The sequence below is a fragment of the Lelliottia nimipressuralis genome, assembly GCF_041464075.1.
GTDB classification, from domain to species: domain Bacteria; phylum Pseudomonadota; class Gammaproteobacteria; order Enterobacterales; family Enterobacteriaceae; genus Enterobacter; species Enterobacter nimipressuralis.
The window spans coordinates 1,957,477-1,983,182 of sequence record NZ_CP167172.1; the positions used below are offsets into that span (position 1 = coordinate 1,957,477).

27 protein-coding genes and 2 tRNA genes are annotated in these 25,706 nt (G+C 54.7%); 11 read left to right on the forward strand and 18 right to left on the reverse strand.

Going from position 1 to position 25,706, the window contains the following annotated elements; translation table 11 throughout:
* Positions 1-205: 205 nt before the first annotated feature.
* From ACB496_RS09175 to mdtK, 3 genes are all read right to left on the reverse strand, one after another.
* A tRNA-Val gene (locus ACB496_RS09175) sits at positions 206-282 on the reverse strand.
* A 19-nt stretch (positions 283-301) separates the two neighbouring features.
* Positions 302-378: transfer RNA gene (locus ACB496_RS09180), tRNA-Val, on the reverse strand.
* A gap of 153 nt (positions 379-531) precedes the next feature.
* Positions 532-1,905 (reverse strand): MdtK family multidrug efflux MATE transporter, encoded by a 1,374-nt coding sequence (mdtK, locus tag ACB496_RS09185; protein WP_102103557.1) that lies wholly within the window; start codon positions 1,903-1,905, stop codon positions 532-534.
* A gap of 227 nt (positions 1,906-2,132) precedes the next feature.
* On the opposite strand from mdtK, the gene ACB496_RS09190 reads away from it, so the two are divergent.
* The gene (locus ACB496_RS09190; RefSeq protein WP_231276411.1) at positions 2,133-2,774 is read left to right on the forward strand and encodes a riboflavin synthase subunit alpha; all 642 of its coding nucleotides are present in this window, start codon (positions 2,133-2,135) and stop codon (positions 2,772-2,774) included.
* Between the two features lie 30 nt (positions 2,775-2,804).
* Here ACB496_RS09190 and cfa read toward each other — a convergent pair whose 3' ends face one another.
* Complete coding sequence (cfa, locus tag ACB496_RS09195) at positions 2,805-3,953, reverse strand: cyclopropane fatty acyl phospholipid synthase (RefSeq protein ID WP_123428955.1); 1,149 nt, start codon at positions 3,951-3,953, stop codon at positions 2,805-2,807.
* Between the two features lie 296 nt (positions 3,954-4,249).
* The gene (gene punC, locus ACB496_RS09200; protein WP_371975021.1) at positions 4,250-5,449 is read right to left on the reverse strand and encodes a purine nucleoside transporter PunC; all 1,200 of its coding nucleotides are present in this window, start codon (positions 5,447-5,449) and stop codon (positions 4,250-4,252) included.
* Positions 5,450-5,565: 116 nt separating this feature from the next.
* Here punC and punR point away from each other — a divergent pair, with 116 nt between their 5' ends.
* Positions 5,566-6,477, forward strand: a complete 912-nt coding sequence (punR, locus tag ACB496_RS09205; RefSeq protein WP_371975022.1) for a DNA-binding transcriptional activator PunR — start codon at positions 5,566-5,568, stop codon at positions 6,475-6,477.
* A 16-nt stretch (positions 6,478-6,493) separates the two neighbouring features.
* On the opposite strand, the gene purR is transcribed toward punR, so the two are convergent.
* A complete protein-coding gene (gene purR, locus ACB496_RS09210) occupies positions 6,494-7,519 on the reverse strand; it encodes an HTH-type transcriptional repressor PurR (RefSeq protein WP_100780412.1) in 1,026 nt (341 codons plus the stop codon).
* Positions 7,520-7,815: 296 nt separating this feature from the next.
* Here purR and ACB496_RS09215 point away from each other — a divergent pair, with 296 nt between their 5' ends.
* Both ACB496_RS09215 and ACB496_RS09220 read left to right on the forward strand, forming a co-directional pair.
* Entirely contained in the window at positions 7,816-7,905 is a 90-nt protein-coding gene (locus ACB496_RS09215) for a YnhF family membrane protein (protein WP_100780411.1), read from the forward strand.
* Between the two features lie 169 nt (positions 7,906-8,074).
* The gene (locus ACB496_RS09220; protein WP_100780410.1) at positions 8,075-9,241 is read left to right on the forward strand and encodes an MFS transporter; all 1,167 of its coding nucleotides are present in this window, start codon (positions 8,075-8,077) and stop codon (positions 9,239-9,241) included.
* Between the two features lie 38 nt (positions 9,242-9,279).
* Here ACB496_RS09220 and sodB read toward each other — a convergent pair whose 3' ends face one another.
* Together sodB and ACB496_RS09230 are read right to left on the reverse strand one after the other, a co-directional pair.
* Positions 9,280-9,861, reverse strand: coding sequence for a superoxide dismutase [Fe] (sodB, locus tag ACB496_RS09225; RefSeq protein ID WP_100780409.1), 582 nt, complete (start codon positions 9,859-9,861; stop codon positions 9,280-9,282).
* A 122-nt stretch (positions 9,862-9,983) separates the two neighbouring features.
* A complete protein-coding gene (locus ACB496_RS09230; protein ID WP_371975023.1) occupies positions 9,984-10,766 on the reverse strand; it encodes a C40 family peptidase in 783 nt (260 codons plus the stop codon).
* Positions 10,767-11,106: 340 nt separating this feature from the next.
* Here ACB496_RS09230 and grxD point away from each other — a divergent pair, with 340 nt between their 5' ends.
* Positions 11,107-11,454 carry a monothiol glutaredoxin 4 gene (gene grxD / locus ACB496_RS09235; RefSeq protein ID WP_095281803.1) on the forward strand — a complete coding sequence of 116 codons (348 nt, stop codon included), beginning with the start codon at positions 11,107-11,109 and terminating at the stop codon, positions 11,452-11,454.
* Positions 11,455-11,500: 46 nt separating this feature from the next.
* On the opposite strand, the gene rnt is transcribed toward grxD, so the two are convergent.
* The 5 genes from rnt to eptA form a co-directional block, all read right to left on the reverse strand.
* Positions 11,501-12,151, reverse strand: coding sequence for a ribonuclease T (gene rnt / locus ACB496_RS09240; protein ID WP_100780407.1), 651 nt, complete (start codon positions 12,149-12,151; stop codon positions 11,501-11,503).
* A gap of 95 nt (positions 12,152-12,246) precedes the next feature.
* Positions 12,247-12,654 carry a lactoylglutathione lyase gene (gene gloA / locus ACB496_RS09245; RefSeq protein WP_012017189.1) on the reverse strand — a complete coding sequence of 136 codons (408 nt, stop codon included), beginning with the start codon at positions 12,652-12,654 and terminating at the stop codon, positions 12,247-12,249.
* A 99-nt stretch (positions 12,655-12,753) separates the two neighbouring features.
* Positions 12,754-13,851, reverse strand: coding sequence for an alkene reductase (locus ACB496_RS09250; protein ID WP_102103565.1), 1,098 nt, complete (start codon positions 13,849-13,851; stop codon positions 12,754-12,756).
* 53 nt (positions 13,852-13,904) lie between these two features.
* The gene (locus ACB496_RS09255; protein ID WP_102103566.1) at positions 13,905-14,504 is read right to left on the reverse strand and encodes a TetR/AcrR family transcriptional regulator; all 600 of its coding nucleotides are present in this window, start codon (positions 14,502-14,504) and stop codon (positions 13,905-13,907) included.
* Positions 14,505-14,543: 39 nt separating this feature from the next.
* Positions 14,544-16,172: a phosphoethanolamine transferase EptA gene (gene eptA, locus ACB496_RS09260; RefSeq protein ID WP_102103853.1), complete on the reverse strand. Its 1,629-nt coding sequence runs from the start codon at positions 16,170-16,172 to the stop codon at positions 14,544-14,546.
* 148 nt (positions 16,173-16,320) lie between these two features.
* Between eptA and ACB496_RS09265 the strand changes: the two genes are divergently transcribed.
* From ACB496_RS09265 to sodC, 3 genes are all read left to right on the forward strand, one after another.
* Positions 16,321-16,560, forward strand: a complete 240-nt coding sequence (locus ACB496_RS09265; RefSeq protein ID WP_100780403.1) for a DUF1289 domain-containing protein — start codon at positions 16,321-16,323, stop codon at positions 16,558-16,560.
* A gap of 48 nt (positions 16,561-16,608) precedes the next feature.
* On the forward strand, positions 16,609-17,505 hold the full coding sequence (locus ACB496_RS09270; RefSeq protein ID WP_100780402.1) for an aldo/keto reductase family oxidoreductase: 897 nt from the start codon (positions 16,609-16,611) through the stop codon (positions 17,503-17,505).
* Positions 17,506-17,585: 80 nt separating this feature from the next.
* Positions 17,586-18,104: a superoxide dismutase [Cu-Zn] SodC gene (sodC, locus tag ACB496_RS09275; protein WP_100780401.1), complete on the forward strand. Its 519-nt coding sequence runs from the start codon at positions 17,586-17,588 to the stop codon at positions 18,102-18,104.
* Here sodC and ACB496_RS09280 read toward each other — a convergent pair.
* The 3 genes from ACB496_RS09280 to ACB496_RS09290 are packed head-to-tail and all read right to left on the reverse strand — an operon-like array spanning position 18,083 to position 21,215.
* A complete protein-coding gene (locus tag ACB496_RS09280; RefSeq protein WP_371975024.1) occupies positions 18,083-20,116 on the reverse strand; it encodes an FUSC family protein in 2,034 nt (677 codons plus the stop codon). The two genes, sodC and ACB496_RS09280, sit on opposite strands and share 22 nt — an antisense overlap.
* Positions 20,116-20,976: an efflux RND transporter periplasmic adaptor subunit gene (locus tag ACB496_RS09285; protein ID WP_371975025.1), complete on the reverse strand. Its 861-nt coding sequence runs from the start codon at positions 20,974-20,976 to the stop codon at positions 20,116-20,118. The genes ACB496_RS09280 and ACB496_RS09285 overlap by 1 nt, the downstream gene beginning before the upstream one ends.
* A 2-nt stretch (positions 20,977-20,978) precedes the next feature.
* On the reverse strand, positions 20,979-21,215 hold the full coding sequence (locus tag ACB496_RS09290) for a DUF1656 domain-containing protein (protein ID WP_100780398.1): 237 nt from the start codon (positions 21,213-21,215) through the stop codon (positions 20,979-20,981).
* Between the two features lie 176 nt (positions 21,216-21,391).
* Here ACB496_RS09290 and slyA point away from each other — a divergent pair, with 176 nt between their 5' ends.
* Complete coding sequence (gene slyA, locus ACB496_RS09295; protein ID WP_100780397.1) at positions 21,392-21,832, forward strand: transcriptional regulator SlyA; 441 nt, start codon at positions 21,392-21,394, stop codon at positions 21,830-21,832.
* Positions 21,833-21,868: 36 nt separating this feature from the next.
* On the opposite strand, the gene ACB496_RS09300 is transcribed toward slyA, so the two are convergent.
* Together ACB496_RS09300 and slyB are read right to left on the reverse strand one after the other, a co-directional pair.
* Positions 21,869-23,230 carry a GGDEF domain-containing protein gene (locus ACB496_RS09300; protein WP_371975026.1) on the reverse strand — a complete coding sequence of 454 codons (1,362 nt, stop codon included), beginning with the start codon at positions 23,228-23,230 and terminating at the stop codon, positions 21,869-21,871.
* A 203-nt stretch (positions 23,231-23,433) separates the two neighbouring features.
* The gene (gene slyB / locus ACB496_RS09305; RefSeq protein WP_100780395.1) at positions 23,434-23,901 is read right to left on the reverse strand and encodes an outer membrane lipoprotein SlyB; all 468 of its coding nucleotides are present in this window, start codon (positions 23,899-23,901) and stop codon (positions 23,434-23,436) included.
* A gap of 255 nt (positions 23,902-24,156) precedes the next feature.
* On the opposite strand from slyB, the gene anmK reads away from it, so the two are divergent.
* A complete protein-coding gene (anmK, locus tag ACB496_RS09310; RefSeq protein ID WP_100780394.1) occupies positions 24,157-25,281 on the forward strand; it encodes an anhydro-N-acetylmuramic acid kinase in 1,125 nt (374 codons plus the stop codon).
* Between the two features lie 95 nt (positions 25,282-25,376).
* Positions 25,377-25,700: a C-type lysozyme inhibitor gene (mliC, locus tag ACB496_RS09315; RefSeq protein ID WP_100780393.1), complete on the forward strand. Its 324-nt coding sequence runs from the start codon at positions 25,377-25,379 to the stop codon at positions 25,698-25,700.
* The last annotated feature ends 6 nt before the right edge of the window (positions 25,701-25,706 follow it).

The window sequence follows — 25,706 nt, forward strand, 5'->3', positions numbered from 1 at the left end:
GTCATCCGTCAGGATGTCACTTGTGGGACACATTACGTCAGGGGATGAAACAGGATTCGCGCAAAGAAGCAGAGGGTTAAGCGGTGAAAATGTAAAACGGGAAACTTGGTCGAGAGAGAGCCGCAATGGCTGTTATTAACGGGCTAATCAGGGATATTCTGGAATGTTGAAAAGGGAGGTAAAGCTGAGGAGGTGTAACCTGAAATGGTGCGTCCGAGTGGACTCGAACCACCGACCCCCACCATGTCAAGGTGGTGCTCTAACCAACTGAGCTACGGACGCACTTTACAGATTTTTTTGATGGTGCGTCCGAGTGGACTCGAACCACCGACCCCCACCATGTCAAGGTGGTGCTCTAACCAACTGAGCTACGGACGCATCATGTTGTCTGTGACAACGGGGTCGAATATTAGCGACAGTGACGGGATGAGGCAAGAGGGAAAATGCAATTTTCTTCCGTATTTCACGCGATTGCTTCATTCCCGCGCAAAATGAAGAGAAAGTAGCCGCCCGTAGACGGCTAGCGGGTAATTAACGCGCAGCGCGTTGCAAAATCACATTCGATGGCTGACGTTGCAGGAAGCGCATACGCAGCATCATCAGGATCGCGGCGGAAGTTAATCCGATGATAAAGCCCATCCAGAAACCGGCCGGCCCCATTCTGTCGACCACCAGATCCGTCAACGCCAGCACGTAACCGCTCGGCAGCCCGAGCACCCAGTAGGCGGTGAAGGTGATAAAGAAGATCGAACGCGTATCTTTATACCCACGCAGAATACCGCTGCCGATCACCTGAATCGAATCGGAAATCTGGTATACCGCCGCCAGCAGCATCAGCTGTGAGGCGAGGATCACCACTTCCGGATTGTCGTTATAAAGCAGGGCGATCTGCTCGCGCAGCAACACGGTAAAGATGGCGGTACAGGCCGCCATGCACACGCCCACCATCAGGCCGGTACGCGCCGCCGTCTGTGCATCAAGCGTCGAACCCTGCCCCAGACGATAGCCGACGCGGATCGTTACCGCTGCCGCAAGGGACATCGGCAGTACGAACATCAGCGAGCTAAAGTTCAGCGCAATCTGGTGGCCCGCCACGTCGACAATCCCCAGCGGGGAGACCAGCAGGGCGACGACCGCAAACAGCGTCACTTCGAAGAACAGCGCCAGCGCAATAGGCAGACCGAGCTGCACCAGACGTTTCACCACGCTCATATCCGGCTTGCCGAAACCCGGCTCATTGCGGATATCGCGCATTGAGCGCGCGCGTTTGACGTAAGAGAGCATGCTGGCAAACATGACCCAGTACACCGCCGCCGTCGCGACGCCACAGCCCACGCCGCCCAGTTCAGGCATGCCGAAATGACCGTAAATAAAGACATAGTTCACCGGGATGTTAACCAGCAGCCCGATAAAGCCAATTACCATGCCGGGTTTGGTTTTCGCCAGTCCTTCACACTGGTTACGCGCCACCTGGAAGAACAGGTAGCCGGGCGCGCCCCACAGCAGCGCACGCAGATAGCCGACGGCTTTATCGGCCAGGGCCGGGTCGATATTGTGCATCGAGCGAATAATATGGCCCGCGTTCCACAGAACAATCATGATCAGAACGGAGACACATCCGGCGAGCCAGAAGCCCTGACGCACCTGATGGGCAATACGATCGCGTCGGCCTGAGCCGTTAAGCTGGGCGATAACCGGCGTAAGGGCCAGCAACAGTCCGTGGCCGAAAAGAATAGCCGGAAGCCAGATAGAGGTACCGATAGCAACGGCGGCCATATCGGTGGCGCTGTAACCACCCGCCATAACCGTATCCACAAATCCCATTGCGGTTTGAGCGACCTGCGCGATGATCACCGGTATTGCCAGCGCTAATAACTGACGCGCTTCATTCATGTACTTCTGCACGTGAACACCTTTTGTTTTGTTGTTATTTGAGAGACTAAAAAACCCGCCGAAACTGGCAGCAAGAAGAAAAAACAGGGGGAATGCCAGCTATTGTAGCGGGGTTTCTCTATTTATCTAGTGAAAAAATCGCCAGAAAATGCGCTCCGCTGGCAACCTGTTTTTCCAACTGTTATTGTGTTGCGATTAAACGGTGTCACTACCGTTGGGATAATACAGGAGTGGTAAGCATGTTTACTGGTATCGTGCAGGGCACTGCAAAACTGGTGTCCATAGATGAAAAACCTAATTTCCGTACCCATGTGGTCGAGCTGCCGGAATATATGCTCGACGGTCTGGAGACCGGGGCATCGGTGGCACACAACGGCTGCTGTCTGACAGTGACAGAAATTAACGGCAACCGTATTAGCTTTGATCTGATGAAAGAGACGCTGCGTATTACCAACCTCGGCGAGCTGGTGGTGGGCGACATGGTTAACGTTGAGCGCGCGGCGAAGTTCAGCGATGAGATTGGCGGACATTTAATGTCGGGTCATATTATGACGACCGCCGAGATTTCGAAAATCCTGACCTCAGAAAATAACCGTCAGATCTGGTTTAAGGTTCAAGACGCGTCATTAATGAAATACATCCTGTACAAAGGATTTATTGGCGTGGATGGGATTAGTCTGACGGTGGGAGAAGTGACGCCAACCCGTTTCTGCGTGCATTTAATTCCGGAAACGTTGCAGCGCACGACGCTCGGGGCGAAAAAACTCGGCCATCGCATTAATATCGAAATTGATCCCCAGACCCAGGCGGTAGTGGATACCGTAGAACGGGTGCTGGCGGCGAAAGAATTAGCAAGTAAACTGACGTCGGAAGAAGAATAAAATAAACCCCGGATATCCGGGGTTTATTTTTTATCGCGCGACCCGCAAACCATGCTCCACGCCACGACTGAACACGACCTGCCAGAGCTGAATATCCCGGGCACGAAACGCGCCCGCACAGGCATTCAGGTAATAGACGAACATCCGCTTGAAGCGTTCAGAATAGTTATCCGCAATTTCCGGCCATGACGCCAGAAAACGTTCGTGCCAGGCCATCAGTGTCGTATCGTAGTCGGCACCGAAATTGTGCCAGTCTTCGACAATAAAGTGCGATTCACTGGCATCGGCTATCTGGCGAACCGAAGGTAAACAGCCATTCGGGAAGATGTATTTATTGATCCAGGGATCGACCGAATGATCGGTCTTTTTGGAACCAATGGTGTGTAGCAGGAAAAGACCTTCTGGTTTCAGGTTGCGATCGGCAACCGTGAAATAGGTGTTGTAATTTTTTGGCCCAACGTGCTCGAACATTCCCACGGAGACGATACGATCGAACTGATCGTCCAGATCGCGATAATCCTGCAGCAGAATGGTCACATCCAGCCCCGCGCAGCGTTCTTGCGCCAGTTTCTGCTGTTCAGCCGAAATGGTCACACCCACGACGCTCACGCCGTAGTGTTTCGCCATGTACCAGGCAAGCCCACCCCAGCCGCAGCCGATATCCAGCACCCGCATACCGGGTTGAAGCTGCAGTTTTTCGCAGATTAAACGCAGTTTCGCCTGCTGTGCATCTTCGAGCGTGGTGGCCTCTTTCCAGTAGGCGCAGGAATATTGCATCAACGGGTCAAGCATGCGGCTGAAAAGATCGTTGCCAAGATCGTAATGCTCTTTCCCGACAATCCATGCCCGTTTTTTACTTTGCAGATTCAGCAACCGTGCAGAGGCGATCCGCAGCGTATCCTTCAGGTGGTGGGGGAGCTGGTTTTCCAGCCCGGCGCGCAGAACGTTATGGAAAAACATATCCAGCCGCTCGCATTCCCACCAGCCGTCCATGTAGCTCTCGCCTAAACCCAGCGAACCTTCCTGCAACACGCGTTTGAAAAAATCGGGATGCTTTACCTGAATATCTGAAGGAGCAGACCCGTTAATCGCGATGCCCGCCCGACTCAGTAATTCATTGACGATCCGGAACCAGTTATTGTCCCGAACATTGACTTCTTCTATACACGATGAACTCATAGCTTCTCCATCACGTTGTGTGATCAGAACCTTCAAACAGCGTAGCCGCTTTTTATGGTTTGTGAGAAATCCCACGGTTTTTCCGTGAGGCTAATATCCGACGTAGAACAGAGGAAGGGAGATAACCCTTACCGAAAGGCCTTCCATGGTAAAACGGGAGCACTCCGGCTCCCGTTAACACATAATATTTATCGTATTTATATGAACCAAATTTAGTATAGGCCGCAAAAAAGAGCGATTCAACTGAAAGTTGTTAGCAGCCTAATGACTGAAATGTAACATAATTGCTCGCGCGATTACGCCTGCGACGATTTCGCCTCTGCAGTGTCCTCTGTCAGCGTCTTCATAGAGGCCTGCATGCGATAACCCAGCGCGGCGAGAACCACGGTAGCCAGCATCACGCTGGTCGTGGTCATTAGCGGCGTAGCGATTAACGCAGAGACAATCAGGCTTGCGAGGAAGCACAGACCGAGCTGCAGGGTGTTTTGCAGCGCCGCCGCACGGCCCGTTGCATGAGGGAACGGGCGCAAAGCCTGAGCCACCACAATCGGGTAAATCGCGCCGTTTGCCACGGCCATCACACAGAACGGGATCAGAATTTCAGTCAGCCCGACGTGTGGAATAAAGCCAACCGCCCAGGTACCGATGACGCTTACGGCGAACAGCACCAGCAGCCATGGCAGCATCTGCTGTCCCTGCCATTTTTGCAGCGCGGCGCGGCAGCCGTAGCCCCCCACCAGGAACGCGATGGTCTGTGGAACATAGCTCAGGCCGATCACCGCCGGGCTGTAGCCCATATCATGCAGAATAAACGGCGAACCGGTCAGCCACGCAAAGAAGCTGGCGGAACAGGCGGCGTAGACCAGCACGTTGCCGCGATACGCGCGTGAACGCAGCAGCGACAGGAAAGTGACGCGATTATCGTGGTTTTCAGCCGGTTTCGGCTGGGCAGGTTTTAGCGTGAAGGCCGGTAACATCAGCACCAGCGTGATGATAAACAGGGTGGCGAAAATCGCCTGCCAGTCAAAATGCACCAGGATCCAGCTACCGAGCAGGGGAGCCAGCGCCGGAGAAAGCCCGACCAGCGGCATAATAGTGGCAAAAATGCGGTTCACGCGAGACGCGGGATAATAGTCCGTCACCAGCGCCTGCCAGGTGACAGCTGCGGCACACACACCGAATGCCTGGATAAATCGCAGCACCAGCAGCCAGGTGGCATCACGCACCCACAGCATCCCCAGGCAGCCGACGGCGAAAATCGCCAGACCGAGGAGCAGAATCGGTTTGCGACCGTAACGGTCAGAGAGCGGGCCCCATAACAGCTGTGCGAAGGCAAAACCGGCGAGGAACAGGCTCAGGCTGGCGCTGATGGCGGCGGCAGGGGTCTGTAAATCGGCCTGCATCGCGGCAAACGCGGGCAGGTACATGTCGGTCGCCAAAAAGCCCAGCACGCTTAAACCGCCGAGCCAGACCAGGAATCCTTTGTTGGGTTGCATTGTTTTTTATTTCCTAAAGAGGGCAGGTAATCACTGGCGCAAAGTGTAGGGAGTGCAAACTGCCTTGTGAAACGCTAATATTTGGTGATTGCATTCAAAAATTTTGCAGGCAGAAAATGTGGTCAGAATATTCGTTAGAAGTGGTGGATGCGGTCGCGCGTAACGGCAGCTTTAGTGGCGCGGCCCAGGAACTCCATCGCGTCCCCTCTGCGGTGAGCTATACGGTGCGTCAGCTTGAAGAGTGGCTGGCGGTTCCGCTGTTCGAGCGCCGTCACCGCGACGTTGTTCTGACGCCAGCGGGCGTCTGGTTTTTGAAAGAAGGACGATCTGTTATCAAAAAAATGATGATCACCCGCGAGCAGTGCCAGCAGATTGCGAACGGCTGGCGCGGGCATCTCGCCATTGCGGTGGATAACATCGTCAAACCCGAACGCACCCGACAGATGGTGGTCGATTTCTATCGCCACTTCTCTGATGTGGAGCTGCGCGTCTCGCAGGAGGTGTTCAACGGCGTGTGGGATGCGCTCTCTGACGGCAGGGTGGAGATGGCGATCGGCGCGACTCAGGCGATCCCTGTGGGTGGTCGCTATGCATTTCGCGATATGGGAGCCCTGAGCTGGACCTGCGTTGTCGCCCGCGATCATCCTCTGGCCGCCATTGCAGGCCCGTTGAGCGATGATACGTTGCGCAACTGGCCGTCACTGGTGCTGGAAGATACCTCACGATCGCTGCCAAAACGGATTACCTGGTTACTGGATAACCAACGCCGTGTGGTCGCCCCGGATTGGGAAACGTCGGCGACCTGTCTTTCTGCGGGGCTGTGCGTGGGAATGGTGCCGGCGCATTTTGCACGTCCACGCATCGATCGCGGTGAATGGGTGGCTCTGACGCTGGAAAACCCGTTCCCGGATGCGGCCTGTTGCCTGACGTGGCAGCAAAACGATATGTCACCGGCGCTGGCGTGGCTGCTGGATTATCTGGGAGACAGCGAAACGCTGAACAGAGAGTGGCTGAGGGAGCCGGAATAACCGGCCCCTCGGGGGATTAACGGCGGTAGTCGCGGAACGGACCGTCGGCCACGGAGCGGCGTTCAATCAGGCGCGGGTGGACTTCAATCGACTGCGACTCTTCACGCTTGCTGACGATGCGGTCCAACAACATATTGAAGGCCGTTTCGCCCAGCGAGTCTTTCGGCTGGTGAATGGTCGTCAGCGCCGGGGTGAAGTAGCGTGCGTTGCGCACGTTATCGTACCCGATCACGGAAATGTCCTGCGGCACGCGCAAACCCAGCTCATCGGCTGCGCAAAGGGCGCCCATCGCCATGATGTCACCCCCGATAAAGACTGCGGTAGGGCGGTGCGACTGGGAGACGATCTGCTGCATCGCGCGGTAGCCGGACTCCGGCTCGAAGTCGCCCTGCACGATCCAGTTTTCTGGCACCGTAATTAGCGCTTCTTCCATCGCTTTCATGAACCCTGCCAGACGGCCTGCGCCGGTGTTGCGCTCCAGCGGACCCGGAATGACGCCGATTTCGCGGTGACCGCGCTCAATCAAGTAGCGACCTGCCATGTAGCCGCCTTCAAAGGCGTTATCGTTGACGGAATCGGTAAAATCAGCGCGGGTATCACCCCAGTCCATCACCACCATCGGAATGTGGCGATACTCTTCAAGCATGGAGAGTACGGACTCCGGGTATTCAGAACACATTACCAGCAGGCCATCAACGCGCTTTTGCGCCATCATCGACAGGTAAGCGCGCTGTTTCTCCTGGCTGTTCCAGGCGTTGCCGAGAATCAGGGTGTAGCCCTTCTGGAAACAGTTTTTCTCAACCGCTTCGATGATCTCCGCAAAATAGGCGGCTTCGCTGCTGGTCGCCAGCAGGCCGATCGATTTGGTGTGGTTCACCTTCAGGCTACGCGCCACGGCACTTGGGGAGTAGTGCAGCTCTTTGATGGCGGCCCATACGGCGTTGCGCGTCTCTTCCGCAACGAAACGCGTTTTGTTAATTACATGTGATACGGTTGTAGTGGAAACGTTTGCGCGTTTCGCCACATCTTTAATTGTTGCCATTACATGTCACTCCAGACCATATCTTAAACTCCTGAAATACTTAAAGGTAAACGTTTGCCTTCTCTCACCCTTATCTCGCAATGTGAATTGCGATACGCCGGGAAAACGACTCAGAACGTCAGGAGGGGGTCAGTGGCCGGTACGCTTATAAATTTAGCGTGGAATTTTGTCTTATCTTGATGAAAAGGGGAAGAGCAAAAACGGTTATCAGCCTAAATCCAGGAAGATTTTTGGGGTAAACTGTGTAAAAATGAGCAAGCTCACTTTTCGTGGGGTGATTAAAAGGAGAAAAATTGATGAGTACCGATCTGAAGTTTTCGCTGACGACAACCATTATTGTTCTGGCTCTGATTGTCGCTGCGGGTCTGACCGCTGCGCTGCACTGATTCAAGCGGGGGAGAGTTCTCTCCCTCATCTCCTGCCTGTTCCCTGATTGTTACCCGCACGGCAAAAATCTTTTGCTAATTTGTTAACTTCTCATTTTTTGTGATTGATGTCATGCTTTTGACATCTTAGTCCCGTGTCGCGCGACGACACGGCATCCGTAGTTAATCAATGAAAATCAATTTTCCCCTGCTTGCCCTGGCGATTGGCGCTTTTGGCATCGGCACCACCGAGTTTTCCCCGATGGGACTGTTGCCGGTTATCGCAAAAGGGGTAGATGTCTCTATTCCCGCCGCAGGTATGCTGATCAGCGCCTACGCCATTGGCGTGATGATTGGTGCGCCGCTCATGACGCTGCTGTTGTCGCATCGTGCCCGTCGCAATGCGCTGATCTTCCTGATGGCGATTTTTACCCTCGGTAACGTGCTCTCGGCGCTGTCACCGGATTACACCACGCTGCTGCTGTCACGCATTCTGACCAGCCTGAACCACGGCGCGTTCTTTGGCTTAGGCTCTGTGGTGGCGGCGAGCGTGGTGCCAAAACACAAACAGGCCAGCGCGGTGGCAACCATGTTTATGGGGCTAACCATCGCCAATATTGGCGGTGTACCGGCGGCGACCTGGCTTGGTGAAGTCATTGGCTGGCGGATGTCGTTTATGGCAACCGCAGGGCTGGGCGTAGTGGCGATGATTGCACTGTTCTTCTCGCTTCCGAAAGGCGAGGCGGGCGAGCGCCCGGACGTGCGTAAAGAGCTGTCGGTGCTGGTTCGTCCACAGGTGTTGTCTGCTCTGTTAACCACGGTGCTCGGGGCGGGCGCGATGTTTACGCTCTACACCTACATTTCACCGGTACTGCACGATATCACTCACGCCACACCGCTGTTCGTGACGGCGATGCTGGTGCTGATTGGCGTCGGTTTCTCTTTGGGCAACTATCTCGGCGGTAAACTGGCGGATCGCTCGGTCACCGGGACGCTGAAAGGCTTCTTAACGCTGCTGATTGTGATTATGCTCGCGATTCCCTGGCTTGCGCGCAACGAGTTTGGGGCGGCCATTGCGATGGTGGTGTGGGGCGCTGCAACCTTTGCCGTGGTTCCGCCATTGCAGATGCGCGTCATGCGTGTGGCGCACGAAGCGCCGGGCCTGTCTTCTTCCGTGAATATCGGTGCGTTTAATCTCGGGAATGCGCTGGGTGCGGCAGCGGGTGGGGCGGTGATTTCAGGCGGGCTGGGATACGCTTTTGTACCGGTGATGGGGGCGATTATAGCGGCGCTCGGTCTGCTGCTGGTCCTGACATCGGGCCGTAAACAGCCGGAACCTGTTCGCGTCACAGAGTAATCAAAAAACGCAGAAGGGCTGCCCCTTCTGCGTCTCATTTACGCCGCGAAGTTCTTCGCCACAAATTCCCAGTTAACCAGCGCCCAGAAGTGCTCAAGGTAGTTCGGGCGAGCGTTACGGTAGTCGATATAATACGCGTGTTCCCACACATCAACGGTCATCAGCGGTTTCGCGCTGGTGGTCAGTGGGGTTCCCGCGTTTGACGTTGAGACGATAGCCAGTTTACCGTCAGCCTCTTTAACCAGCCACGTCCAGCCAGAGCCGAAGTTCTTAATTGCTGCGTCAGTAAACTTCGCTTTGAAATCCGCAAAGCTGCCGAAGGCGGCGTTAATGGCAGCCGCCAGTTCACCGGTCGGTTCGCCACCGGCGTTCGGTGCCAGGCAGTGCCAGTAAAACGTGTGGTTCCAGACCTGAGCAGCGTTGTTGAACACACCGCCGTCAGAACTGCGCACAATCTCTTCCAGCGTTTTACCTTCAAACGCGGTGCCCTTAACCAGATTGTTCAGGTTAGTGACATAGGTCTGATGGTGTTTGCCGTAGTGGTATTCCAGGGTTTCCGCCGAAATGTGCGGAGCCAGGGCGTCTTTTGCATACGGTAATGCAGGTAATTCGAACGACATTGCTTCTCTCCTTATTATAGTGTTGCACTGCAATAACCCTATTGAGTGCAAGGATAGAGTAGCAAATTGAAAGGGTATGCAAAAGAGGAACTTACCCTGCCGACGGTGCGGCAGGGCAGGGATTAGCGAATGGTTTTCGGGGTCATTACGCGGCGGGCGCCAACGTAGTGGCGAACCCAGTAATCTTCGCTCAGGGAGGTGATTTGGATATCCTGGCCGCTGCGAGGCGACTGGATAAACTTGCCGTTGCCAACGTAAACGCCAACGTGATCGGCGGTGCCGCGACCCTGGGTGCGGAAGAAGACCAGATCTCCGCTCTCCAGCTCACCGCGATTCACGGCTGCTGCATCGCGCAGGTGATACATCTCATTCGCCGTACGCGGGATGCGGAACTTCACCAGATCTTTATAGGCGTAATAGACCAGACCGCTGCAGTCGAAACCGGTGCGCGGGGAGGTGCCGCCCCAATGATAGGGTTTGCCAATCTGCCCCATCAGCTTGTTCATCGCGGTTTTCTGCGCTTTCTGAACGCGCACTTTATGCACCTCAGAGAGCTTCGCAGTTTTGCCCACTTTCACACAGTTCGTTTTGTGGCCTTTCCGGACGGTGCATTTTTCCGGAGCCACTTTTGCAACTTTTACGGCAGTGCGGGTAGGTTTGCTGCGGGTTTTACTGGTGAGGGCCTTACTGGAGGTGGACTGCTTTCGTGCGGTAGTGGTTTTTTTCTTTTCGCTTTTACGGGTGCTGGTAGGTGTTTTTTTCTTACGTTCTGTGGTTTTCGCCAGATGTGACTTCTGCACGGCAGAGTGCCGCGCCTGCTCCGAGGCGTTAGCCGCTGGCGTGAAAACGAGTGATGTAAACAGTAAAGCACAGAGCGTGATCGAGATTTTTGTTATCCGCGCCACTGAGCATTCCCCTGAATTAGATGTGGGTCATCAATAGTACCCACGTATGATTTACAAAGCCCGTCGATTCTAATCTAAAAATCTGCGAGAAGTTAATAGCATTTATCGGCCTAAAAGTCTGTTTCGTTAGCGAGTGCAAAAAAAAAAGTCAGATTGTTGCCGCGTTGTTCACTCCCTGAACAAAACCACACCGGGTGAGGGGGTAAGCTATCTTTGGAATGCAACTTTAGCCGACAACCGTTAAGATATAAGCAGGTGACGAAAATGTTATTTTCCGATGTCTCTCTGACCCGCTACAATGTCAGACGATCGCCGTAACAGAAGTTAAAGGAAGCAAGACATGAGCACGACTATTGAAAAAATCCAGCGCCAGATCGCTGAAAACCCGATTCTGCTGTACATGAAAGGTTCACCGAAGCTGCCAAACTGCGGTTTCTCTGCACAAGCCGTGCAGGCGCTGTCTGCCTGTGGCGAGCGTTTTGCTTACGTTGATATTCTGCAGAATCCGGACATCCGCGCTGAGCTGCCGAAATACGCTAACTGGCCAACCTTCCCGCAGCTGTGGGTTGATGGTGAGCTGGTCGGCGGTTGCGACATTCTGATCGAAATGTATCAGCGTGGTGAACTGCAGCAGCTGATCAAAGAAACCGCTGCCAAGTACAAAACCGAAGAGCCAGACGCAGAATAAGTTCTTTTGCATCAGGCAAAAAAAAGCGACCTTTCGGTCGCTTTTTTTATTCCTCGCTGTCGCCCATCGGCAGCGGCCAGCCACCCAGACGCTTCCAGCGGTTCACAATCTCACAGAACAGTTCTGATGTGCGCTCAGTGTCGTACAGCGCCGAGTGCGCCTGAGTACCGTCGAAATCGATGCCCGCAGTAATACAGGCTTTGGAGAGCACGGTCTGGCCCAGTGCCAGCCCGCTCAGCGCGGCGGTATCGAAGGTCACGAACGGATGGAACGGGTTACGCTTGAGCGACGCGCGCTCGGCGGCAGCCATCATAAAGCTGTGATCGAACGTGGCGTTATGCGCCACCATGATCGCGCGATTACAGTTGCTGTCCTTCATACCTTTGCGCACCATTTTAAAAATGGCGTGCAGGGCGTCATATTCACTCACCGCGCCACGCAGTGGGTTCGTAGGATCAATGCCGTTAAAGGCCAGCGCTTCTGGCTGCAGGTTCGCGCCTTCAAAAGGTTCAACATGGAAATGCAGCGTGGTGTCCGGTGTAAGCCAGCCCTGTTCATCCATTTTCAGCGTAATGGCTGCAATCTCAAGCAGCGCATCGGTTTTAGCGTTAAATCCGGCTGTTTCTACGTCAATCACAACAGGATAAAAACCACGAAAACGGTCGCACAGACCGGTAAGTTGAGCGTTATCGGACATCAGGGTCTCTTACAAGGGAAAAAAGCAGTGCGTATTATGACAAATTTTGCGAGGCGATGCAGTAAAACAACGGGCGCAGAACGCGCCCGGAGGGATCAATTGCCCAGACCGCGACCGGCGTCTTTGGCTTCAATCAGTTCGATTTTGTAACCGTCAGGATCTTCCACGAAGGCAATTACGGTGGTGCCGCCTTTGACCGGACCCGCTTCGCGCGTCACGTTGCCGCCGTTGCTGCGAATGCGCTCGCACGCTTCTGCCGCGTTATCCACTTCCAGCGCGATGTGGCCGTAAGCGGTGCCCAGCTCGTAGCTATCGACATCCCAGTTGTAGGTCAGCTCGATAACCGCTTCGTCGCTTTCCGGGCCGTAACCGACGAACGCCAGGGAATATTTGTATTCCGGGTTTTCGCTGGTGCGCAGCAGCTGCATGCCCAGTACGTTAGTGTAGAAATCGATAGAACGTTGCAGGTTGCCAACGCGCAGCATGGTATGAAGTAGGCGCATATTTTCCTCTTGACCAACTCAATGGCTTATCTTTTTGAACAGAAACGATGTTTTAGTATAGCGGCGAATCATCGCCGCTATCAATGGACAACCGAGGAATTACAAGGAAGGGTAGTCTGTATAGCCTTCAGCGCCGCCGCCATAGAAGCTTTCTGGACGCTGTGGGTTCAGCTCGGCTTTACGCTGCAGACGTGCCACCAGGTCCGGGTTGGCGATGTAATCGCGACCAAAGGCCACGGCGTCGATCAGACCTTTGCCAATCAGATCTTCCGCTTTCTCTGGGGTGTACGCACCCGCACCGATGATGACACCCTGGAAGCGCGCACGCACTTTCTCACGGAATGCCTCAGAGTACGGCTGACCGCCCGCCCAGTCCGGCTCGGACATGTGCAGATACGCGATGCCGCGTTTCGCCAGCTCTTCGATCAGATACAGCGCGTCGGCTTCTTCGTTCGGGCCGTTGTCCACATTCTGGAACGATCCAATTGGCGAAACGCGGATACCGATACGGTCCGGGCTCCACTCCTGACACACCGCATCCACCACTTCCAGCACCAGACGGGCGCGGTTTTCCACGCTGCCGCCGTACTGATCGGTACGCTGGTTAGACGACGGGGAGAGGAACTGGTGCAGCAGGTAACCGTGCGCAGAGTGCAGCTCGACCAGGTCGAAACCGGCTTCACGTGCATTCGCCACCGCCTGGCGGAAATCATTGACGATGCCTGGGATCTCATCGAGTTCCAGCGCGCGTGGGGTAGAGGTATCCACGCGAATGGCATGGCCGTTTTCGTCACGCAGCGAGGTGCGGGTTCCGGCGTTCAGGGCAGACGCGGAAACCGGTGCCTGGCCGCCAGGCTGGATGCTGTTGTGGGAGATACGGCCCGTATGCCACAGCTGGACCGCGATGCGACCATCATCGGCATGAACACCGGCGGTGATTTTTTTCCATGCTGCGATCTGCTCTGGGCTGTGCAGGCCCGGTGCGCCCGCATAACCTTTCGCCTGAGCGGAGATCTGGGTCGCTTCGGAAATGATCAGGCCGGAGCTGGCGCGCTGGCGATAGTATTCACCCATCAGCGGCGTGGGGATATCGCCCGGCTCGATGCTGCGCAGACGGGTGAGAGGGGCCATTAATACGCGATTAGGTGCGGTAACCGCACCGATTTTCAGTGGGGTAAATAATTTTTCAGTTGACATCATGACTCCTGAGTAGACCGGTCGACTAGTAGATGAATAAATAAAAACGCCTGTTAAACGCCAGGCGTCGTAATACTGTTCTTCACATGCGCCAGCGCGCTTTCAAGCGGCACGGCGCTGCGGGAAATTTTGGCCTGCAAATTTGCGCCTAACCACAGCGCGTACAACACCTGGGCCTGAGTTAAAGGATCGCCGCTAAAGTTTAGCGTTTTTTCAGCGCGACCTTTTTCCAGCGCCTGAGCCAGCAGGGCGATAACGCCGCTGGCCCCTTTGTCCATCGCTGTGCGCATATCTTCTGACAGATCGCACACTTCGGCGGACAATTTAACGGTCAGGCACCCGCTGATAATGCCCTGCTGACAGAACTGGTTCAGCGTTTCCTGATAGTAGTTGAGCACACGATCACGGTAGCACCCTTCGCCGCTGGCAAAATGGGCGGCGAGACGCTGGTGGTAACTGGCATAGTGCCGCTCCAGCATCGCCACGCCAAACGCTTCTTTGGAGCGGAAGTAGTGATAAAACGAACCCTTAGGCACCTCAGCGGTTTTTAACAACTCGCTCAGCCCCATTCCGGTAAACCCGCGGTGCATACAGAGACGCTCGCCGGTGGCCAGAAGATGTTCGCGTGTATCGTGTTCAGTATTTTTGCTCATGGCGCTCACTGTAATAGACCAATCGGTCTAATGCAAGTATCACGATTTTCGACAGGTACTGATGAGATCCATCTGCGGATGATAAACCGCTGATTTTATGTTCATCATCCCGAGCACGGTCGAGAACAAATTATCCTGAGACACCTCTGTTTTCGCCGCCCGATCGCGTAAGCACGGCTCGTTGATACTGTAATTGTTCACGTAATCCGGCGAGAGCCAGAACATAAACGGAATGTGCGTCTGCTGTGTCGGCGCCAGCATGTACGGCGTGCCGTGCAGATATAGCCCATTTTCGCCGAGCGATTCGCCGTGATCGGAGAGATAAATCAGCGCGGTGTTCATCGTCGTCTGACGCGCTTTCAGTGCATCAATGGTTTTACTGACCACGCTATCCGTATAGAGGATGGTGTTGTCGTAGGTATTCATCAGCGCCTGGTGATCGCAGTCCTGAATCTGATTGGTGTCGCAGGTCGGGGTAAACTGGCGATACGCTTTTGGATAGCGCTGGTAATAGGCCGGACCGTGGCTACCCATCAGGTGGATCACCAGAACCGAGTCCTGCTTCAGCCCATCGAGCACGTTGTCCAGACGGTGCAGGTTGACGTCATCGATACAGGATTTGTCTTTACAGAACTGATCCAGTTTCCACTGGGTCATATCCGTGTGCGGAATGCGATCGCAGGCGCCCTTACAGCCGCCGTCGTTTTCACGCCACAGCAGATTAATGCCTGCATGCGCCAGCACATCCAGTAAACCTTCCTGATGACGGGCCAGATCGGCATCATATTTTTTGCGCGGCATACCGGAGAACATGCACGGCACTGAAACTGCCGTTTCTGTTCCGCACGAAGACGCCTGTGGGAAGTTAATCATGTTCTCTTTTTTGAGCTGCGGGTTGGTGTCGCGCCCGTAGCCGTTGAGAGAGTAATTTTCCGCACGAGAGGCTTCGCCAATCACCAGCACCAGCACCGTCTTTTTCTTCTGCGCCAGAATGACTGGCCCTTTCTGGGCGTCCTGGCCGATGCGTACCAGCGTTTGATCGCCTGCAAACCAGCGGTTTTTGCTGTATTTGGCAATGGCGCTGACGTAGTTAGCAGGCGTCACCATTTTGACGATGCTTTTGTTATTGCGAAATAGCGAGGCGTAATCCTTATAGAAGACCGAGGCTACCAGAATAATCACCATCAGGGCACCCAGAATGGCCGCGACGCGCGTAAGCAGCGTGTACCACCATTTCCCGGAACGAATACGAATAAACAGCAGTGCTATGGAGGGAATCAACCCGATCGCCGCGATCCACAGCAGCATTTGCGGCGTGACCAGCGCGGTGGCTTCCTGCGAGTTGGTCTCGAAAATATTCACCATCATGTTCTGATCGATGACGGCGCCATAGGTGAACATAAAGTACGTGGCCCCGGCGCAGCCCAGGGTCAACAGAATCATTAGCGGTTTACGGATAAACGGAATATTGAGCAGGCTGAAAATAATCACCCAGCCACAAAACAGAACCAGCGGCACGGACGCCGCAAACAGGAAATCGTGCAGATGCGACGGGGCAATAATCTGCCAGCTGCGCTGAATAAACAGGGCATTAAGGAGAGTAAAGAACAGGGCGCAACCGAGGGTAAATTTAATATCGTTACACTGTAACTTTTTCGCGGACCACATCATTAAGAAACCATTCGTTATATTGATGAGGCGAGTATAGGGAGCGAAGATTAGAGAAACCTTAATGACACATTTCTGTGCTAAAGCCCTTGCAGGCACGGCGTTTAGCGTCTTCACTGAAGGTGTTAAGTGATTTCGGGAGGTGTGTGTGGCAGAGCAACTGGAGTTTTTCCCCATCCAGAGCCCGTGCCGGGGAATTTGTCAGTCGGATGAACGCGGTTTTTGCCGGGGCTGTATGCGCAGCCGCGACGAGCGTTTTAACTGGCAAAAGATGAGCGACGCGGAAAAACAGGATGTCATACGCCTGTGCCGACAGCGTCTATTGCGCAAATTACGCGCAAACAAACCGACCGATACGGAAGAACCTCAGCAGCCTTCACTTTTTTAGCGGCGGATATGCGTATACTCATGACATCACTTCCTTGAGGAAATTGTTATGGTTCAGCGTATTGCCCTTGCCCCGCAGGGCCCAGAGTTTTCGCGTTTTGTCATGGGTTACTGGCGTCTGATGGACTGGAATATGTCCCCGCGCCAGCTGGTCAGTTTCATTGAGGAACACCTCGACCTCGGAATTACCACTGTCGACCACGCCGATATCTACGGCGGCTATCTGTGCGAAGCGGCGTTTGGTGAGGCCATGAAACTTGCGCCACACCTGCGTGAGCGCATGGAGATTGTCACCAAATGCGGTATTGCCACCACCGCGCGCGCCGAAAATGCCCTCGGGCATTACATCACCGACAGCGATCACATCATCAAAAGCGCCGAGCAGTCGCTGGTCAATCTGGCCACCGACCATCTGGATTTGCTGCTGATTCACCGTCCCGATCCCCTGATGGATGCGGACGATGTGGCGCAGGCGTTCCTGTCGCTGCACCAAAGCGGGAAAGTGCGCCACTTCGGCGTGTCGAACTTCACACCGGCGCAGTTCGCGCTGCTCCAGTCCCGTCTGCCGTTTACGCTCGCGACCAACCAGGTGGAAATCTCCCCAGTTCACCAGCCGCTGCTGCTGGACGGAACCCTCGATCAGCTGCAACAGCTGCGCATTCGTCCGATGGCCTGGTCCTGCCTTGGCGGTGGACGTCTGTTCAACGATGAGGCCTTCCAGCCGCTGCGTGATGAACTGGAAACCGTGGCCCGCGAGCTGAACGCCGAGAGCATTGAGCAAGTCGTTTATGCGTGGATCCTGCGCCTGCCGTCGCAGCCGCTGCCGATTATTGGCTCCGGCAAAATCGAGCGAGTGCGCTCGGCGATTGCGGCAGAAGAGCTGCAGATGACGCGCCAGCAGTGGTTCCGCATCCGCAAGGCCGCGCTGGGCTACGACGTACCTTAACTGCGCATTAGCCTGACTTTCCGGTGAAAATGTTGCCCCTGGTCTAAACTTTAGGGGCAAATTAAACCCGAGGAGGTCATATGAAGCGTTTTGCTCTGGCAGTCGTGACGCTGGTTGTGTGCGCAGGTGCGCAGGCAGCCAGCGAAACCGTCGACATGAATCTCGTTACCTCACAAGGGATCGGCCAGTCCATCGGGACGGTGACGATTTCTGAAACCGACAAAGGGCTGAAATTTGCGCCCGATCTCAAAGCACTTCCTCCTGGTGAACATGGTTTTCACGTTCACGCTAAAGGCAGCTGTCAGCCTGCACTGAAAGAGGGTAAAGCCTCTGCGGCAGAAGCCGCTGGCGGCCACTTTGACCCTCATCAGACGGGCAAACACGAAGGTCCGGAAGGGCTAGGCCACGAGGGCGATCTGCCTGTGCTGGTGGTGAACAACGACGGAATAGCCACCGACCCCGTTGTGGCACCGCGTCTGAAAAAACTTGATGACATCAAAGGCAAGGCGCTGATGATTCACGTCGGTGGCGATAACATGTCCGATCAGCCTAAACCGCTGGGCGGTGGCGGCGCACGTTACGCCTGCGGCGTGATCTGATCGCTGATTGTCCCTGGCGGCGGGGCCTGTTCCAGCTGCGACAGGGAGCAGTGTAAACGCCAGACAAGAGACGCTAAATCGCGCGCGGCCGGAAGGGGGTGGCGTGCGAGCGTCTCACTGATGCGCTGCAGCTCGGCAAGCGTGACCGCCAGCGGACGTTGCTGCACGCCCCGTTTGCTCATGACATCTCTCAGCAGAGAGATACAGATGTCGCGCACCTGCGACAGCGGATCTGAGCGCGTTTCCCATGCTCGCAACTGCCACACCACATGCGAGCAGTTCAGCAGCACTACGCCCCAGCGCAGCAGCCAGCGGCGGGATAATTCGTCCTGACTGTTGTTCAACTGGCTGACGTGATGATAAACCAGCGACTCGTACTCATTTTCACTCAGATGAGGTTTGCGGCTGAGCTGATCGACAAATCCCGCGCGCAACTCGCGAATGTGGCGTCGGCTTTTGCGCGCATCGGAGCCAGGACGCAGGACCGCAAACGCCAGCCAGGCCAGACCAACACCGAGGATTTTCGCCAGATTATCATTCAGAAAGTCGGCAAAATCGTACACCGGTGGATTGGTGACAGAGATAAACGAACCCATAAAGACGATCAACTGCCCCCACAATCCGGCGAGTTTTGGCATCTGCAATTTCAGCAACTGCATGGTCGTGAGCAGCGGAAACAGGAACAGCAGGAACTGCCATAGATCGGTGACCTGCACCATCAGCCCGAATTTCACTGCGAAACTGAACAGCGAGAGCAGCACCAGCGTGCGCAACAGCAGCGTGAGGGAGTTGAAGGGGGAAGCTGCCACGGAGTAAAGCACGCAGCTGATTGCCGCCAGAGTCAACGCCGCCGAGCCGGATTCCCACTGCGTGGTAATGCTCCAGGCGCCCACCAGCATCAGGGCGCAAAAGGTGCGAAATCCGCTCCAGAGCGCTTCGATATTATCCGTATGACGGGTCAGCGCCGGGCTGCCGGGCACCGCGAATTCGGTTATGGGCGTGGCTTCCTCAACGGCTCTGATCCAGCGGCTGCTGCGCAGATATAAACGACAGAAATAGAGCAGCCGCTGCCAGAAGGCGCGATGGCGGTAGTCAAACTCATCCGTCGGGGCGAGAGGGGCAATAATCCGCGCCACCGTAAGGATATCGGTTTGCGGGTTAGCGAGCGCCGCCAGCAGACGGTCGATCACTTCCCGCGTGTTTTCCGGCGGGTTTGGCCAGTTGAGTAACATCCTGCGCAGGCCGGAGAGGGCGCTGGTCATCCTTAGCTGCTGGTGAAGAAGATAGTTCAGCAGTGTGTTCTGACGACGAAAGCGGTAATGGCTCCAGAACGCCTGAATACGCAGCAGGTTCATCGTCAGGATCTGCCCGATGACTTTCTCGTGGGCAAGGCGGATCGCGTCGCTGGAGTCAGGCTGCCAGAGTAAACTTGCGTGCTCAAGCAGGCGAGCATGCATGGTTTTCAGGGCGGTGATAAGCGTTGTTCCATCCGAGGTGCTGGGCAGAATCATCATCATCACGCCGCCGCAGAGGATACCGATGATCACTTCGCACACGCGTGCCTGAGCGATATCCCACAGCTCGGTGGTATCCAGAATATTGACTACCGGAAAGGCGATAATCGCCGCCGTGTAACCGGCGAGCTGGAACGCGTAGGCCACGTTGTTGGTAAAATGGGCGCAGGCCCAGGTACACAAGCCCAGCCAGCCGGCCATGCTCAGCAAAAAGAGCCAGGGATCGTTGAGCGTGTGCCCGGCGATAATCAGCGCTGCCGTGGCCCCCAGCAGGCTGCCCGCGACGCGCCCGAGGCTTTTACTGATTACCCCTCCGACGGTAGGAAAACTGACCACCGCCGCTGAGGTCATCGCCCAGTAAGGCTCATCCAGATTCAGATAATAGGCCACTGAAAGGGCCAGACACATGGCGATGCCGTTGCGCAGGGCATATCGCCACTGCGCAGGGGTTGCTTTGAACCACGGCATTTTGCGCCAGGAGAAAGCAGAGAGGTCCATCAGCGCGTTCCGATCGAGACGGTGCAGGTTGTGCCGGAGACCAGCGTGATGTCTGCCGGGAGTTTGTCGAACTCTACGCGAACCGGTACGCGCTGGGCGAGGCGCACCCACGGCACGTTAGGTTTGATGTCGGGCACAAGGCCGGAGTCGGTCTCGACACTCTGATCGTAAATGGCGCGGCCAATGCTGGAGACGTGACCCTGTAACCTGGTGGCGCCGCTATAAAGCGTGATCTGCGCCGGTGCGCCTTCCTGAATATGGCGAAGCTTTGTCTCTTCGAAATAGCCGACAACGTAGAACGAGTGGCTGTCTACCAGCGCAAAGACCGGCTGCCCCTGAGTGGCGTAGTTCCCCTCGCGGGTGGAAAGATTGGTTACCCATCCGTCAACGGGCGCTTTAACGACCGTTTGCGTGAGCTGCCACTGGGCTTGTTTCAGCGTGGCTTCTGCCACCTCAACGCTGGCCTGCATGGCTTTGACGTTGATGTTCGCGGTATCGAGATCTTCAGCAGAGATAAAGTTTTGCGGCAGGTGGCGGCGGCGATTGGCTTCATTGTTGGCTTTCGCCAGGTCGGACTGCGCCTTTGCCAGCTGCGCCTGGGCGTTCAGTACCGCGATATGAAACGGTGTCTCATCGATGCGAAAGAGCACGTCTCCCGCTTTCACCCGCTGGTTATCCTTAACCAGCAAAGACGTAATGCTCCCGGAGACCTGCGGCGTAATGCTGACCTGCTCGGCGCGGACTTTACCATCGCGCGTCCACGGCGACTGCATGTAAAAATTCCATAGCCACCAGCCCGCGACCAGTGCCAGAGCCAGAACCAACAGGCTGGAGAAATATTTAAGGGTTTTCAGCGACATATTCACCACGCAATCAACAGAGCCAGAGCGAGACAGACGGAAAGGGTAAACAGCGAAAGATCCATCAGCATGGGGTGCCAGATTTCGCCGGAGTACATCCAGTCGCGAAGCAGCCGGTGGGCCACAAGCCAGATCAGAAAGCCGAGCATAACGGCTTTGAAAATCGGGGGAAAATAGACAGACGCACCGACAATCAGGTCCTGAAGGGGTAACCCCGCGGAGCTAGTAGAGAACTTCACGAGCAGAGATCCTTTGCAGTGGTGAGGGGCCAGTGTTAACACAATGAAGTGTCTTCATTAAGTGTAAATGATCCGTTCGGAATTGATGAATGCAGTATTGCATTTGTTTTGCCAATATAAATGCTGCACACTATTCTAAAATCAGTATAATAACTTAGCAAGCTAATTATAAGGAGATGAAATTGGAATCGCCATTAGGTTCTGATCTGGCAAGGTTGGTACGCATCTGGCGTGCTCTGATTGACCATCGCCTGAAACCTCTGGAATTGACACAGACGCATTGGGTCACGCTGCATAACATTCATCAGTTGCCGCCCGATCAGTCACAAATTCAACTGGCCAAAGCGATTGGCATTGAGCAGCCATCTCTGGTGCGTACGCTCGATCAACTGGAGGAGAAAGGGCTGATTTCCCGGCAAACCTGCGCCAGCGATCGCCGTGCTAAACGCATTAAACTGACGGAAAAGGCAGCGCCTATCATCACTGAGATGGAAGCGGTGATCAGCAAAACGCGGGGGGAGATCCTCTCCGGGATTTCACCGGCCGAGCTGGAACAGCTGATTGATATGATTGCTCGCCTTGAGCAAAACATCAATGAGCTGCAAACCCGCGACTGACGTCATGACAAAGCCTTGCATCGCAAGGCTTTCTTTTTAGCGGTACACCACCACCCGGTTGCGCCCCGTCTCTTTAGCCTCATACATCGCCTTATCCGCACGCTCGACGCACTCTTCAGCTGTAACCGCTGATGACGTCGCGGTATACACGCCCATGCTGATAGTGATTGGCTCCGGAAGCTGTCCGTGGGTGGTTTCACGATCGAAACTGCTCAGCAGGATACGGATCCGCTCGGCCACCTGTCGTGCCGCCTCTGACGGGGTATTCTCCAGCAGCAAGACAAACTCTTCGCCGCCAATGCGCGCGGCAATATCCTGAGGACGGACCGAATCCATCAGCAGATTGGCAACAAACTGCAGCACTTTGTCGCCTTGCAGATGACCGTAGGTGTCGTTGATGCGCTTGAAGCGATCGAGATCGCTGACAATCACCGACACGGGTTTACTGGCGCTGGTGGTTCTAAGCAAATGGTTCAAGGATTCGTAGAAGTAGCTGCGGTTGTAGAGACGCGTCAGGGCATCGCGAATCGAGTTCTGATAAGACTGCTGATATTTAAGATGGGAATCGCGGTACAGACTGAAGACATCGTGCAGCAGGGTAAAAATAATCAGCAACGTGGCGGTCGTTTCAAACAGACGCGAGCTATACCAGGCAAATCCCCCCACATAATCACTGGCAAACAGGGTGACCAGCGTGATCATATAGCAGACACACAAAAAGCTGCCGCTGATCCAAAATTCATTGCGCAGACGCGTGATGATCAGCATGGTAATTAATGTGACAATCCAGAAAATAATCAGAATGAGATTAATCACTTGATTCCATAATATTGTCATCTGCCGGGTGTCATCACTGACCAGATCTATCGAAAGTAATGTACTGTGGCTCGAATAAATCCACGCAAGAGTAATCATTGAAACGGTAAACAGAAATAAACAGATAATAATTATTACATGTACACGGCGCGGTAATACATGATGGCGCAGGGTGTAAAGTACCGCCGCGCATGTGATCAGGAAGGCCATCATCACGTTGCGGAACATGAAGAAAATCATCGCGTCGTTATAATTAATGCGATGCAGACCGAACGAGGTGAGCCACGCCGGGAAGCTGCTCAGTGTTCCCAGCATCAGCACCGCGGAGCCCGCGAAGGCAAAGGCGATGGCGAGCAGGAAAATCCGGTTTTTATCGCACCAGTATTTCATCAGCATAAAAAAAGCAATAAACAGATGAAAGACTAAAAGAAATATCGTTAGCGTAGGAAAAATTAATGGCGAAAGGCTCGGAATAATACTCTCTGTTTTTAAATAAAGAGTATGTAATATTCCATAAAAGACCAGACAGGCAAGCAAGAAGGAAACGTAGCGGTTTCCCAGATATCGGTTTATCACGATCATACGGTTGTTAACTGACAGATAATGCGTTATTAAGAAAAGAAGATGAACGCGGAGGATAATGTAATAAGAGATAAAATACTTTGCGCGGGAACAAGAGAAGGGGAAGTAATTAATTCACACGGTGAATGTGTTTTAGGGGGTTAATTAATCGAAATACATTCAAGAGTAATGGATGTGACCCTGAGGCCACATCCATTATGGAATTAGCGTGGGGATACAGTCACCTGGCTACCGTTGCTTGCCAGGACCACACGTTGGCCGCTAGCAAACTGGGTTTTACCCTGTTTCTGCACAACCATGATGGTGTTGCCGTCATCTTTACGGATTTCCAGCTCAACGCCCTGGGTTTTGTTCATCGAACCCTGAACACCCTGACCCGCTACGCCACCCGCAACAGCACCTGCGGCAGTCGCCAGAGAACGTCCGGTGCCACCACCGACGGTGTTACCCAGGAAGCCACCCAGCACAGCACCACCAATCGCGCCAATCACGTTGTTGTCATCGCCACCCTGGATCTGAACCGGGCGAACGTTAACAACAGTACCGTAAGTGACGTTCTGAACTTGCTTGGCTTCGGAGGCGGTGTAAACGTCACCCGAAAGGGAATCGTTATTGACGCAGCCAGCCAGTGTTAAACCAATCAGTGAAACGCCCAGTACACGTAAAATCATTTGAATCTCCTGTTCACCAACAACGCTCAAACTGAGCATCCGTTATGGCTAAATTATATGGCATTGAGAGCCATAGATCATATCTTTGCACTAACAATAGGAAAATTGTACTTGAATTTGACTTAACGAGACATAAACGGAAGAGGCGGGGTGCTTGAGATCGGACATTGTTAAAAAATATTAGCCGGTCATAGAAATACCCCTTCATTTATGGTGGAGTGGTGACCCCAAGCCCAGATAACCTAAGGAAAGCGCATGAAATCGGGTCGTTATATCGGTGTCATGTCAGGCACCAGTCTTGACGGAGTCGATGTTGTCCTTGCTGCAATTGATGAAAACATGGTGGCGCAGCAGGCAAGCCTGAGCTGGCCGATTCCCGTTGAACTGAAAGAAGCGATTCTGAGCATTTGCCAGGGACAGCAGCTGACCCTTTCGCAACTTGGGCGGCTAGATGTGCAGCTGGGATCGCTGTTTGCCGATGCGGTGCTGGCGCTCATGCAACAGGAAAATCTTCAGCCAAAGGACATCGTGGCGATTGGCTGTCATGGGCAAACCGTGTGGCACGAACCGCTTGGCGACGCGCCGCATTCGATGCAAATTGGCGATAATAACCAGATCGTCGCCAAAACAGGTGTGACGGTCGTGGGAGATTTCCGCCGTCGCGACATCGCCCTTGGTGGGCAGGGCGCGCCGCTGGTTCCGGCGTTTCACCAGGCGCTGCTGGCGCACCCGGATGAACGCCGCATGGTGTTGAACATTGGTGGCATCGCCAATTTGTCGATGCTCATTCCTGGGCGACCGGTGCGCGGTTACGATACCGGGCCTGGCAATATGCTGATGGACGCCTGGATCTGGCGTCAGCGTGGCAAAGCGTACGACAAAGACGCGCAATGGGCGTGCGAGGGAAAAGTCATTATTCCACTGCTGCAAACGATGCTGAGCGATCCCTATTTCGCCGCGCCTGCGCCAAAAAGTACGGGGCGCGAATATTTCAATTACGGCTGGCTTGAGCGCCAGCTGGCGCAGTTCCCGGCGCTGGCCCCGCAGGATGTGCAGGCGACGCTGGTGGAGCTGACGGCAATCTCGATTTCGGAGCAAGTCCTGCTGAGCGGTGGCTGTGAGCGACTGCTGGTGTGCGGCGGTGGCAGCCGAAATCCGCTGGTGATGGCGCGCCTCGCCGGGCTGTTACCTGGCACCGAGGTGACCACTACCGATGCGGCAGGCATCAGCGGCGACGATATGGAAGCCCTGGCCTTCGCCTGGCTTGCCTGGCGTACGGTCGCCGGTCTGCCGGGGAATCTGCCTTCTGTTACCGGTGCGCGCGAAGCCAGCGTGCTGGGGGCGATTTTTCCGGCCAATCCACGGCATAATCAGAGTTAACTGAATTCCAGCCCTGCCCGTTGCCGTTAAAATCGAAAGGAATACAGGAGGGTGACTTCACCCTCCATGACCAGGATAGTCTTCGGAACAGGCTCATGAAAAAACTTCTTCTTACGTTTGCCCCTCTCTTACTCGCGGGCTGTAGCTACTACAACCAGGTTGTCGATCGCCTCAATACCGACACCCTCGAGTATCGCTGTGATGAAAAACCACTGACCGTGAAGCTCAATAATCCGCGTCAGGAAGCCAGTTTCATCTACGACAATAAAATGCTGAACCTGAAACAGGGTATGTCCGCCTCCGGCGCGCGCTACACGGACGGGATCTACGTATTCTGGTCCAAAGGTGACGATGCCACCGTCTACAAACGCGACCGCGTAGTGCTCAACAACTGCGTGCTGCAAAATCCGAAGCGTTGAGATTTT